At 41.9% G+C, this 12,700-nt stretch carries 9 protein-coding genes; 3 read left to right on the top strand and 6 right to left on the bottom strand.

The genetic code is table 11. The features are described from left to right. Nucleotides 1-182: 182 nt before the first annotated feature. Nucleotides 183-1,073 (bottom strand): TPR end-of-group domain-containing protein, encoded by an 891-nt coding sequence (locus AN213_RS18685; RefSeq protein WP_054563200.1) that lies wholly within the window; start codon nt 1,071-1,073, stop codon nt 183-185. A gap of 271 nt (nt 1,074-1,344) precedes the next feature. On the opposite strand from AN213_RS18685, the gene AN213_RS18680 reads away from it, so the two are divergent. Next, nucleotides 1,345-2,718: a GAF domain-containing sensor histidine kinase gene (locus tag AN213_RS18680; protein WP_055199332.1), complete on the top strand. Its 1,374-nt coding sequence runs from the start codon at nt 1,345-1,347 to the stop codon at nt 2,716-2,718. A gap of 63 nt (nt 2,719-2,781) precedes the next feature. Here AN213_RS18680 and AN213_RS18675 read toward each other — a convergent pair whose 3' ends face one another. Then, nucleotides 2,782-3,039 (bottom strand): hypothetical protein, encoded by a 258-nt coding sequence (locus AN213_RS18675; protein ID WP_054563202.1) that lies wholly within the window; start codon nt 3,037-3,039, stop codon nt 2,782-2,784. Nucleotides 3,040-3,303: 264 nt separating this feature from the next. On the opposite strand from AN213_RS18675, the gene katG reads away from it, so the two are divergent. Further along, nucleotides 3,304-5,481, top strand: coding sequence for a catalase/peroxidase HPI (gene katG, locus AN213_RS18670; RefSeq protein ID WP_055199331.1), 2,178 nt, complete (start codon nt 3,304-3,306; stop codon nt 5,479-5,481). Between the two features lie 478 nt (nt 5,482-5,959). Here the strand turns inward: katG and AN213_RS18665 are convergent, their stop codons facing one another. The 4 genes from AN213_RS18665 to AN213_RS18650 all read right to left on the bottom strand — a co-directional run bounded on the left by AN213_RS18665 (nt 5,960) and on the right by AN213_RS18650 (nt 11,626). After that, nucleotides 5,960-7,885, bottom strand: a complete 1,926-nt coding sequence (locus AN213_RS18665) for a hypothetical protein (protein WP_055199330.1) — start codon at nt 7,883-7,885, stop codon at nt 5,960-5,962. A 138-nt stretch (nt 7,886-8,023) separates the two neighbouring features. Next, nucleotides 8,024-9,622, bottom strand: a complete 1,599-nt coding sequence (locus tag AN213_RS18660) for an ABC-F family ATPase (RefSeq protein WP_095209795.1) — start codon at nt 9,620-9,622, stop codon at nt 8,024-8,026. A gap of 533 nt (nt 9,623-10,155) precedes the next feature. Then, nucleotides 10,156-10,926, bottom strand: coding sequence for an EAL domain-containing protein (locus tag AN213_RS18655; RefSeq protein WP_054563209.1), 771 nt, complete (start codon nt 10,924-10,926; stop codon nt 10,156-10,158). A 199-nt stretch (nt 10,927-11,125) separates the two neighbouring features. After that, nucleotides 11,126-11,626, bottom strand: coding sequence for a lactoylglutathione lyase family protein (locus AN213_RS18650; RefSeq protein ID WP_055199329.1), 501 nt, complete (start codon nt 11,624-11,626; stop codon nt 11,126-11,128). 95 nt (nt 11,627-11,721) lie between these two features. Here AN213_RS18650 and AN213_RS18645 point away from each other — a divergent pair, with 95 nt between their 5' ends. After that, nucleotides 11,722-12,588, top strand: a complete 867-nt coding sequence (locus AN213_RS18645; RefSeq protein ID WP_055199328.1) for a LysR family transcriptional regulator — start codon at nt 11,722-11,724, stop codon at nt 12,586-12,588. Nucleotides 12,589-12,700: the final 112 nt, after the last annotated feature.

Genomic DNA, 12,700 nt, shown 5'->3' with positions numbered 1-12,700 from the left:
TTGTCTTAAGTTAGCAAGTCTCAAGTTACGAGGGGAAAGGTGCGAGATGCGAGATGCGAGATTCGAGTCTGTAGCAGCGATTTTACATCACGTCCTAGCGCCTAGGACCTAGAGCCTAGGACCTAAATCCTAAACCCTAGCGTCTATGACGCGGGATAAACCCACTGCTACACGGGTTTCGGCTATGCCGTTTCGTTTAGCAACGAATTAAAGCTGTCGTTGTCGTGTAGGCTGGCAAACGCGCTTTCGTGTAATAGCTCGTTACGTAGGTTAGGAGAATACTCAAGGGCCATACGAATATCAGCCATTGCATCGGCGTGTTTGTGCAGTAACGCATAGGCGCAAGCACGCTGCCAGTATGCGTAGCCGTAGTCGCTATCAATTTCTAATGCTTGATTACAAAGCTCGATAGCTTCACCTGTTTCGTTAATTTCTAACAGTGCATCTGCTTTATAGGCAATGGCTTCTACGTCTTCTGGTTTACGTTTTAAAATCTCGTCAAAAATCTCAATCTTATTCGCAACGTCGCTTTCTAAATTGGCACGCATCCATAAAGAGTGAACTTCATTAGTGATTGAGATCTTTTGTTGGTTTAATAAGATCTCTTCAGATCGCTCACGTAGCTTTTCTTCAAGTACTTTTAGGCGCTCTTCGTATTCTTGTGTAATCGCACTAACACGTGAGTTTACTATGTCTTCTACTTTGTTTTTCACATCACGCAGTGAATTCCAACCAACTAAAACCAAAATTGAAGCAGTAATCGTAATAATGAAAAACACATTATTAATGGTGTCTGTTGTATAAGTTAATGCTCGATCGGCAGTATCTAGTTGCGTATGAGCAACTTGTTTTGTCACATCTTCGCGCAGTTTTTGTTGGTCTTGGCGCACAGATTTTAATTCATCAAGAATATAGCGCTCTAACAATGGCTTATACATAGGTTCTTGAAGCTTATCGAGAGCTTGTTGTTGCTCTGCTTCGGTTAAAGCAGGGCGGTTTTCTGGCTCATTTTGAGCTGCTGCAAATGTACTAAAGCTCATTAAAAAAGTGATTAAAATTAAGGTATAACGCATGACATATTAATTTTTAGTGATTTCTGAGGTAACTGTAACATGCGTGAGCATTGTGGACTAGGCAAAAAAAAGCCAGCTCGGGGGAGAGCTGGCCAAACTGCTTAAACAACATAAAGTCGTAAGGGGTATCAACAGGAGTTAGGTACAATATACCCATTTTAATCTGAACAACTACTTAATACTTAATGAGTTTTTAAAAACTTATATTCGTTCTGTCAGAATCACAATGTTCGTCTAGACTTAAGGAGTCGTAAAACTAAAAGGTGAGAGTATGCGCCAACAACTAGTCCAACTGCTGTATGGAGTATCGATTTCTTCTGATCTTGATAGTGGCAATGTTGAATTAGCTGAACGCTTAATTCTGAATGCTGTACTTGATGGCCTAGAAATTGGCCGAGCTGGGATCTGGCTGTTAAACGACGAAAATACGGCGATTGAATGCCGTTTATTACTTGATAGAGAAAACGGCAAAGAAATTCAAATGTTAGTGCTCCCTCGTGATGCATATCCTGCCTATTTTAAAGCGCTCGACACCCAACGTACGATTACCGCAGTAGATGCTCATACCGACCCTGCCACCTTTGAATTTAGCGAAAGTTACTTAACACCTCTTAACATAGGTGCAATGCTCGATGCGCCAATTCGCTATAAAGGAAAAATGATCGGAATATTTTGCTGTGAGCACATAGGTGGAACAAGGCAATGGACAGAAGATGAATGCTCATTCATCGGTGCTTTGGCAGATCTTTATGGCAGAGCGCTCTCGGCACAAGAAAACGAACGTATCAATGCTGAACTTGAGCGTGCCAATCAGCATCTAGAACAACGTGTTGCAGAACGAACTCGTACGCTTGAAAAAACCTTATCTGAACTGACTGCGATGCAAGAAAAACTCATTGAAGCCGAAAAAATGGCTTCACTAGGTAACCTTGTTGCGGGGATTGCTCATGAGGTAAATACGCCGATTGGCATAGCTGTCACAGCAAATAGCTCAGCAAAAGATAAGCTAAACACGCTTAATAAACACATAGATTCAAATACCTTAACAAAAGCGGCCTTACTTGAAGGCATGAATCATTTAAACGAGTGTATCAAAATATCGTTTACCAACCTTGAGCGGGCCGCAAAGCTCATAAGCGACTTTAAACAAACGGCGGTTGATCAATCATCCCTTAATTTACTCGAAACCAACATTAAAGATTACTTTGAAAATATCTTACATAGCTTAATGCCACTTACACGTAGTCATAGTGTTGAAGTAAACATCAACTGTGTTGATGACTTTTCGCTTATAACCGTGCCGGGGGCGCTTAGCCAAATATTCTTAAATCTTGTAAATAACAGCTGTGTGCACGGATTTGTTGGCCGTGAGCAAAACCGCATAGATATCGCTGTAAGTATCGATAACGACACCAATAGTTACACCATAACCTATAAAGACAACGGTCATGGCATGACCGAAGATGTAATGTACAAGGTATTTGAGCCATTTTTCACTACCAAGCGAGGTAATGGTGGCAGTGGTTTAGGTATGTCGATAGTTTATAACCTTGCAACGCAAGCGCTGCAAGGCGAAGTGAACATCGATAGTAAACCTGATAACGGCGTTACTGTCACCTTCAAATTGCCGCAAAAACTCACATAACTAATTAATATTTATACAAGTTGTTGTCTAAATAATCTGGTGACTGGGTAATAAAATTAAAAATTAATCAGTTTGCTTAGCAAGGCAAGAAATATCAGTGCATTTGTTGTCTTTGCAAAACTGTTTGATACGTTTTTTAGAATATAAATAATTTATGCTTAAAGGTGTGATTAACAGTGCCAGCCAAAACAACACCGAACTTCTAAAGGTTAGCCCCACAAGCGAAGCAACTACCAGCCCCGTTAACATTAAAATAGGTAAATTGGCGATAAAAAAGTTAATGCTTAGTTGTCTAGCAACGTCAGGATTAATAGTTTTCATAAGGGCTACTCGCTGTTAAAAAATACCCTTATAAAATGGACGGTTTTACAAAATGAATCAAATCAGATTTTTCTATCGGTGCAATCGATTTAAAACCATGATCTAGATCTAGCTTTATTTATATTCAACTCCTATAGTTTTAAACAACAGGAACTTATTTGCTATTAGTTATTCATAACTATTAGAAAATCTCTCTTTATGACGAAAGGGATAAAAGCGACTTTTTAGCGTTTCGTCATATTTTTAGCTTATGAGGAGCATATAATGAGTAATGGAAAAACGGGCCAATGCCCGGTAATGCATGGTAGTAACACTGTCACTGCTCAATCAAATACTGACTGGTGGCCAAACGCGCTCAATTTCGACATTCTTCATCAACACGACAGCAAAACGAATCCTTACGGCAAAGACTTTAATTACGCAGAAGCTTTCAAATCTCTTGACCTTGAAGCTGTTAAAACCGATTTAAAAAATCTAATGACCGAAAGCCAAGAGTGGTGGCCGGCTGACTGGGGCCATTACGGTGGTTTAATGATCCGTATGGCATGGCACTCAGCGGGTTCATACCGTTTAGAAGATGGCCGTGGTGGCGGTGGTACAGGTAACCAACGTTTTGCGCCATTAAATTCGTGGCCAGATAACGCTAACTTAGACAAAGCACGTCGCTTACTTTGGCCAATCAAAAAGAAATACGGTAACAAGCTTTCTTGGGCAGATTTAATGATCTTAGCCGGTAATATGGCATATGAATCAATGGGTTTAAAAACCTTTGGCTTTGCCGGTGGCCGCGAAGATATTTGGCACCCAGAAAAAGACGTTTACTGGGGCGCTGAAAAAGAATGGTTAGCACCTAGTGATGAGCGCTATTCAAATGTAGCTAAACCAGACACCATGGAAAACCCATTGGCAGCGGTACAAATGGGCTTAATTTATGTAAACCCAGAAGGGGTGAATGGTAACCCAGACCCGCTTAAAACGGCAGAACAAGTTCGCGAAACATTTGCCCGTATGGCAATGGATGACGAAGAAACTGCAGCGCTTACAGTCGGTGGCCACACTGTGGGTAAAACTCATGGTAATGGTAGTGAAGAAAACGTAGGCCCTGAGCCAGAAGCAGCTGATGTATTTGAGCAAGGCCTTGGCTGGAACAACCACAATTCACGTGGTATTGGTCGCGATACCATGACGTCGGGCATCGAAGGCGCATGGACAACTCACCCAACTAAGTGGGATAACGGCTATTGCTACTTACTGCTTAACTACGAGTGGGAACTTAAGAAGAGCCCGGCAGGTGCGTGGCAGTGGGAGCCAATCGATATTAGAGAAGAAGACAAACCAGTTGATGTAGAAGATCCATCAATTCGTTTAAATCCTATTATGACCGACGCCGATATGGCGATGAAGATGGACCCAACCTATCGTAAGATTATCGAGCGTTTTAACGATGATTTTGAATACTTTAGTGATGTGTTTGCACGTGCATGGTTCAAATTGACGCACCGTGACTTAGGTCCTAAATCACGTTATTTAGGTGCCGATGTACCAAGCGAAGATCTGATCTGGCAAGATCCGATCCCTGCGGTTGATTACACCTTATCAGACAGCGAAATTAGCGAGCTTAAAACCAAGCTACTTAACGGTGGTGTAAGCCAAGCAGATTTAATCGCAACAGCATGGGATAGCGCCCGTACTTACCGTGGTTCAGACCATCGCGGTGGTGCAAATGGTGCTCGTATTCGCCTAGCACCACAAAAAGATTGGCAAGGTAACGAGCCTGAGCGTTTAGCTAAAGTATTAAGCGCACTCGAGTCAGTACAAGCGGGTTTAAGTAAACCAGTAAGCCTCGCTGATTTAATTGTACTTGGTGGCTCAGCAGCGGTTGAGCAAGCAGCAAAAGCAGCGGGTGTTGATATAACCGTGCCATTTGCGCCTGGCCGTGGTGATGCCACAGACGAGATGACAGATGCAGATTCGTTCGACGTACTTGAGCCAATTCACGATGGATTCCGTAATTGGCTCAAAAAAGACTATGCGGTTTCAGCAGAAGAGCTAATGTTAGAGCGTACGCAATTAATGGGCTTAACAGCACCAGAAATGACTGCTCTTGTTGGTGGCATGCGTGTTCTTGGTACTAATCATAACGGTACTTTACACGGTGTATTTACAGATAACGTAGGCACACTCAGTACTGACTTTTTCGTTAACCTAACCGATATGGCTAATACGTGGAAACCACTAGGTAAAGGCTATTACGACATCATTGATCGCAGCACAGGTGTAACTAAATGGACAGCAACACGCGTTGATTTAGTGTTTGGTTCAAACTCAATCCTACGCTCATACGCAGAGTTTTACGCGCAAGACGACAACAACGAACGTTTTGTAAAAGACTTTGTCGACGCATGGGTGAAAGTAATGAACGCCGACCGCTTCGATATTTAATTTAAAATTCCGTTAAGTACAAAGGCCACACAGTTTAACTGTGTGGCCTTTTTTTGTTAGTCACGAGTTACGAGGGGAAAGAGTAAAGTTACGAGGTAAGAGATGCCAGGTGGCAGCGATTTTACATCGCGTCCTAGAACCCAGAACCTCGCTGATGACGCGGGATAAACCCGCTGCTACACGTAGGCGTGAAACTTGTTTCGCGCGTCTGATCGCTGAAGGCTGACAGCTGACCGATTCTATATGTTGGGTGTCGCTCCGCTCGACCCAACTTACCTGGAAAGTGAAAAGGTCGAATGCTGAGAAGGACACTCGACCTAAATAACCCCACAGATCTGCTGACATCTAACATCTGACCTCTATCGACTAAAAGCCTGCGATTTTACATCGCGTCCTAGTGCCTAGAACCTAGCACCTAATGTCTTCACCGTAGGCGTGAAACTTGTTTCGCGCGTCTGACCTGAAGGCTGATGCTCTTTTACTTCTCAATCCCAAACCAATAACTATTTTGAAAAATACTCTCTTTTAACTCTCTTTCACTGTAGGCATACGTGCTTTGCCAAAACAGACGATCAAAAAGGTACTTATCACCTTCTTTAGCAAGAATTTTAAAATTGAGTAATGATGAATAGGCAACTTCTTGATTTGCTAACACTTCATTTTTACAGCTAGCATAATCAACTGCACCTGGGCACTGTGACATCATTGCAAAGCTAATGCTGTTATCAGCTTCTAATTGCCAATAACTACTTGGCGTAAAGTTAGCTCTGTTTTCTAGGCCATATTGGTCAGCATAATAGAAGCTGCCTTTACCATCATCATTTATATACCAGTATATCTTCTGGTTGCCACTGGTATAGCCTTGACGTAAGTAACTAAATAGCTGCTTATAGTCATCAAGTGTGATGGTTGAATCATCAATCACTTCCATAAATTCATACCCTAAGCGAGCTTGGCGTTCGTCTTTATTTCGTTCGCGCGCCATGATCATTTTGCCATCAGGCTGAGTGAAAAATTGTAAGCTAGTATCTAGGCCATTGCCTGTTACTTTAACTGTTTCGCCATTATTGTCTAAGTCGTAATGCCACTTAAACGAGTCAGTATTTTCAGGCGTATTAAATGTTACCGTTGCAGTATCGGCGGCAGTGATGGTGAAAAATGTTGGTAAATAGCGGAACGTTAGGCCTTCACCTGTATCTGAATTTTTGTTATTCAAACGGCCTGTATATGATTTGCCTACTGTAAGCTCAGGAACCGCAATAGGAGTAAGTTTGCGCAGTGTGCTAATCGTTGTTTTTACTTGCAATGCTTCAGCAAGTTCGGCTGACTCATTAATATAATTCTGAGCACTTTCATCTTGATAAGTTAGAGCATGACGTAGTTTTAGCACTAAAAAGTCATCAAATTGGGCAATGACTTCTGCATCAACAAGATCAAGATCAAATGCGACATCTACCTCATGACCAAGGTTACTAAATTGTTTTGTGTTTTGAGTTACAACTAATGTATCACTCTCAATTTTTAATGTTTTGCCATCTAACGTTGCCGAAAATTCAGCATGAGGGAATGACGTAGTATTTCCTGAAGCCGTCGGAATAAAGCTTGCTAAAGGTACTTCAAAGTAACTTTCTTCACCTGCTGCACTTAAAAAATTAACTGAGTGGAATGAGCTTTGCTCTACATCAGCGTAGTACGCAGAACTAAACTCTGTATTTGATTTATAAAGGGTAACGACTTCGCCTTTATCGGTTGAAACATTAAAAAGCTCAACACGAATAGCATCATCGCGCTTAGCCAACACTTCCATTTCAAGAAGGGCTTGTTGATTACATTCTTGCAAGCAATCAATCGCTTGGGTATTTAATGCAATCACATCAGGGTTCGACCAATCAAAACGGCTTAGCTCACCATTTTGAGCAATTACCCCGGCATCTTCAGTAGCAAATACCAGCTCTACGCTACCATCGCTTGATTGCCAATTACCCATCACTTCGCTATTGCTAAGCTCAATAGGTTGCCATGCTGCACGATTCTCGGCGACATTAACGGTTAGAGTATATTGATTACTCGCTTTACCGTCAGACACTTCCACAGTAAAAGCATGGTTAGCTACTTCGAATAAGCTTGGTTCTGCACTAAAAGTTACTTGATTACTGCTGGTGGTTACAGTCAGCCACTCTGGTTTATCAATAATCGTTGTTGTCACACTGTCGTTTTGCTCATCTTTTAAATCAACAACTAAATTAGTTGATTCAAGCGCTTTGGCTGAGAGAGTGAGTGAGCCAGAAAGCGTCGGTGCAGTATTTTGCTCTACTTTTACATCTGGCGTTTTATCTGTTGATGAACCGCCACCACAGGCTGTTAGAGCCAGAGTCAGTGCCGATACGCTGAGAAGTTTTTTCATTTAGGTCCCTTAAATTTATTGTTCTATTGAAGTCAAAGAAATTTAAGTTACCTAAAACAGGTAATTCAGTAAAGTGAATATGTAACTGAACGTAAACAAAAAAGGTGAGCTAACTTGTTCACCTTTTCTTGGAAGGGCTTATTGCGCTTGTTGCGCAACATGGTCCATATATTCGTCAAACGTGCCCTGAAAATCGATAAGCTGTTGATCTTTAATATCGATGATACGAGTCGCTAAAGACGATACAAACTCACGGTCGTGGCTTACAAAAATCAGCGTGCCTTGGTAATCTTTTAATGCATTATTGAGTGCTTCAATGGCTTCCATATCCATGTGGTTGGTTGGCTCGTCCATAATGAGCACGTTGATGTCTTGCATCATTAACTTACCAAACAATAGGCGGTTCTTTTCACCACCCGAGCAATTACGGGCTTTTTTGTTAGCGTCGTCTGCGGTAAATAATAAACGGCCTAACATAGCACGAACCATTAAATCGTTGTGCTTAGCGGTGCGCCACTGCGACATCCAATCAAATAAAGTTAAGTCGTTATCAAAGTCTTTACTGCTATCTTGCGGGCAATAACCAATGCTGGCATTTTCAGACCACTTAACCACACCTTCGTTACTTTGTAATTCATTCACTAGGCAACGTAGTAGGGTGGTTTTACCAACACCGTTTTCACCAATAACTGCAAGCTTAGCGCCGGCTTCAAGTAATAACTCTCCACCGCTGAACAGAGTTTCGCCATCAAAGCCATGACCTAGCTTAGTAAGCTCTAATGCTTGGCGATACATCTTTTTGCCTTCGTCAAAACGAAGTGATGGGCTAATACGGCTTGATGATTTTACCTCATCAAGCTTAATTTTATCCATGCGCTTAGCACGAGAGCTCGCTAGTTTTGCTTTTGATGCGTTAGCACCAAAGCGGTTTACGAACTCTTGTAGCTCGTCAATTTCGGCGCTCTTCTTTGCATTTTCCGCAAGTAGCTGTTCGCGTTGCAAGCTTGAAGCTTCAATCCACTTTTCGTAGTTACCTGGATAAATTCTTAGCTCACCGTAATCGATATCGGCCATGTGTGTACACACCGAGTTCAAGAAGTGACGGTCGTGCGAGATGATAATCATCGTACATTTACGCTGGTTAAGCTCGTTAGCTAGCCAAGTAATGGTGTGAATATCAAGGTTATTGGTTGGCTCATCAAGCAGCAAAATATCAGGGTTTGCAAATAGCGCTTGTGCTAACAGCACACGAAGTTTCCAGCCCGGCGCAACGTTTGCCATTAAGCCATAATGAAACTCTTGCTCAATACCCGCTTGGATCAAAATTTCTTCCGCACGGCTTTCTGCTGTGTAGCCATCCATTTCGGCAAAAATGCTTTCAAGCTCAGCGACTTTCATGCCGTCTTCTTCACTCATTTCTGGCAGTGAGTAGATACGGTCGCGCTCTTGTTTAACTTTCCATAGTTCTGCATCACCCATGATCACCGCATCAACCACAGTGTATTGCTCAAATGCAAACTGATCTTGGCTTAGCGTGCCTAGCTTTAAACCCGGTGCAATCGACACATTGCCAGACGTTGGCACAAGCGCACCACTTAGAATTTTCATAAAGGTCGATTTGCCGCAGCCATTCGCACCAATTAAACCATAGCGGTTACCGTTACCAAACTTAGCTGAAATGTTCTCAAACAGAGGCTCTGCACCAAATTGCATGGTGATATTTGCGGTTGAAATCAACGAATTGTTCCTAGAAAAATACTGGCAGGGTTATGGGCGCAGCAACTGCGAAAATAAACAAGCAATAGGGTAAATAATAGGCCGCGGATTATACAGATCAGCCCCTAATAACGCTATTAAAAAAGGAAAGTTTCAAGTTACGAGGGGAAAGAGTAAAGGGGAAAGGTGCGAGTAACGAGATTCGAGATTCGAGATTCGAGGTAGCAGCGATTTTACATCGCGTTCTAGCGCCTAGCACCTAATGTTTCCCGTGTAGGACTGGCTTTAGCCGGGAAGTGTCTTAAGTTAGCGAGTTACAAGGGGAAAGAGTAAAGGGGAAAGTTACGAGATAAGAGATGCGAGTTTCGAGATACGAGGAGAAAGTTGCGAGATGTAGGAGGCGTTTTAACGCCGAACAAGTAGCAGCGATTTAACATCGCGTCCAAGCGCCTAGAACCTAGCACCTAGCACCTAGCACCTAATGTCTTCATGCGTCTGAGGGCTTACGGCTGACCGCTCTTGTTTTGTCGCAACTCGATTCTCGTTTCAACCACTTACCCCAACTTACTAAAATCAACTTCTGGCAGGCTTTCAAACCCTGGGCGAGCGAAGAAATACCCTTGCATTAAACTTACGCCAGCTTGGCGCAACCATTGATACTCTTCAACTGTTTCAATGCCTTCGGCAAGGGCGGTAATGTTGAGCTCTTCAAACATAGCAATACAATGGTTCACTATGATTTGTCGTGCTTTATTTAAATGAATATCGCGTATCAGCTCCATATCGAGCTTAATAATATTGCTCTGAAAATCAGCCAATAAATTTAAACCAGAATACCCAGAGCCAAAGTCGTCGGTTGCGGTAATAAACCCGAGTGATTGGTAATACTCAACAACACGTTTGATGTGCGTACTGTCTTCAACCTTTTCAACCTCGGTAAACTCAAACATAATCTGTTCTACCGGAAAGTCATATTGCTTAGCAGCTTCAAGGGTTGTTCTAATACAGCGCTCAGGTTTGTAAATCGCGTTAGGTAAAAAGTTAATACTCAAAATAGAATCAAGCTTCAGCTTAGCTGCAAGCGAAATAGCTTTAATACGACAAAGCTGGTCGAAGGTATAACGGTTCTCATCGTTAACTTGTGAGATAACAGAATAAGCCGACTCATTATTAGGCCCTCTAACTAAAGCCTCATAGCCAAAAATATGTTTATCGGTGCAATCAATAATTGGCTGAAAAGCCATTGTAAAATCAAAACCAAGTTCTAATTTGTCTTTACAGTTATTGCAACCTGTTGGCTGGCAATGAGTTTGCTTGTCGTGCATGCTTACCTCAGACTAAAGTCTTCTTAATACATAATAGTGCTAGTAAATTGCCAATTGTGCAATGTTAAGGCGGTGAAAGTATTAAAGATCGGCGAAGTTTTGTTTTTCATTATTCCGGTGAGCTCAGAAAAGTAACGATTTACATAAATAAATCGCTACTTCCCACAAGGGCTACCTAATTACTAATTGATAGGCAAAATTAATAAGCGCCTTCACTGTATGTTAATTCGTAGCTATGGCTGTAAATTTCTAAAATATTACCAAATGGGTCTTCCATATAAATCATACGGTATGGCTTTTCACCTGGGTAATAATAACGTGGTTTTTCCATACGTTTTTTACCACCTGCAGCAACAATTCGCTCTGCAAGCTCTTCAACGTTAGGATCTTGAACACAAAAGTGAAAAATGCCTGTTTTCCAGTACTCAAAGTTATTTTCTGGATTTTGTTGGTTTTTAAACTCAAAAATCTCAACTCCAATTCGATCACCCGTTGATAGGTGAGCAATTCGGAACTTATCCCAGTTAGCACCGAAGACATCAGTACACATTTGGCCAATAGGGCTATCATCTTCGGTAATCTCAGTTGGCTCCATAATAAGATACCAGCCTAATACTTCGGTATAAAACTTAACGGCCGCGTCAAGGTCCGGAACAGAAATACCAATATGCGAAAAAGTGCGCGGGTATGTATTACTCATAATTAACTCTCCTCAGTAAGAATGAGTTTATAGTTTACGATTACCCATTTATTAAGTTAAATTATCATTCAACATGTAAATAAGTATATTTTGTTATGATAAACCCGGTTTGGTTAAAAACATTTTGTGAACTAGTCGAAGTAAATCACTTTACAAAAACAGCAGAGCGACTGTTTATGACCCAGTCAGGCGTAAGCCAGCACATAAAAAAGTTAGAACAGCAAGTTGGGGCTTTATTACTGGAGCGACACGGCAAACAATTTACACTTACTCCACAGGGCCAAAGCTTATACAACAGAGGTAGCCAGTTATTAAAAGAGTGGCAATTTTTGGAGCAACAAATAAAAAATGATTCACCTTTTGAAGGCCGAGTAAAAATACAATCGCCGGGAAGTTGTGGGCTAAAGTTTTATAATGAATTATTAAGCTTGCAATCAAAGCACCCTAAACTTTATATAGAGTATGCATTTGCGCCTAATTCTGGGGTCGAAAAGGCCATAGCGAGCCATCAAATAGACATTGGCTTTATGAGCCAAGCACCCAAAATGCATGAGGTTACAGGGCAAAAAATCGCAAGTGAACCCTTGTTATTGATAACGCCTGCTCAGTTTAAAACCATAGATTGGCAGCAACTGTGCCAATTAGGCTTTATTAATCACCCAGATGGACAACATCATGCACAACAGCTGTTAAGCGTGAACTTTACTGAGTTTGAATCGATAGCTCAGTTTGAGTGCAGTGGATTTTCGAATCAAATCAACTTAATTCTAGAGCCTGTAAGCTTAGGGCTTGGCTTTACAGTGCTCCCCGCTCATGCGGTTCGTGCGTTTCATAATCAAGAAAAGATACAAGTACACAAGCTAACGCACCCCGTTTGTGAAGATATATATGCATGCCATCATCGCAATAGACCATTAGCCAAGCGAATGAAAACAGTTATAAACGAAATAAAAAGCCTTTAATCAAGCAACTCTAAAATTGATCACCTCCTTTCTTCTCGTCCCCCGCACCCTGCACCCCGGTCCTCGCACCTCGTCCCTCGCATCTCGTCCCTCGCATCTCGTCCCTCGCATC

This window comes from Pseudoalteromonas sp. P1-8, assembly GCF_001399985.1.
Lineage (GTDB): Bacteria > Pseudomonadota > Gammaproteobacteria > Enterobacterales > Alteromonadaceae > Pseudoalteromonas.
The sequence above is the reverse complement of the archived record's forward strand: the minus strand, read 5'-3'. Positions and strand labels throughout refer to the sequence as shown.

Bases quoted from the DNA above. Each gene is read 5' to 3' on its own strand.
- AN213_RS18685 (WP_054563200.1), bottom strand. From the start codon at position 1,073: ATGCGTTATACCTTAATTTTAATCACTTTTTTAATGAGCTTTAGTACA.
- AN213_RS18680 (WP_055199332.1), top strand. From the start codon at position 1,345: ATGCGCCAACAACTAGTCCAACTGCTGTATGGAGTATCGATTTCTTCT.
- AN213_RS18675 (WP_054563202.1), bottom strand. From the start codon at position 3,039: ATGAAAACTATTAATCCTGACGTTGCTAGACAACTAAGCATTAACTTT.
- katG (WP_055199331.1), top strand. From the start codon at position 3,304: ATGAGTAATGGAAAAACGGGCCAATGCCCGGTAATGCATGGTAGTAAC.
- AN213_RS18665 (WP_055199330.1), bottom strand. From the start codon at position 7,885: ATGAAAAAACTTCTCAGCGTATCGGCACTGACTCTGGCTCTAACAGCC.
- AN213_RS18655 (WP_054563209.1), bottom strand. From the start codon at position 10,926: ATGCACGACAAGCAAACTCATTGCCAGCCAACAGGTTGCAATAACTGT.
- AN213_RS18650 (WP_055199329.1), bottom strand. From the start codon at position 11,626: ATGAGTAATACATACCCGCGCACTTTTTCGCATATTGGTATTTCTGTT.
- AN213_RS18645 (WP_055199328.1), top strand. From the start codon at position 11,722: ATGATAAACCCGGTTTGGTTAAAAACATTTTGTGAACTAGTCGAAGTA.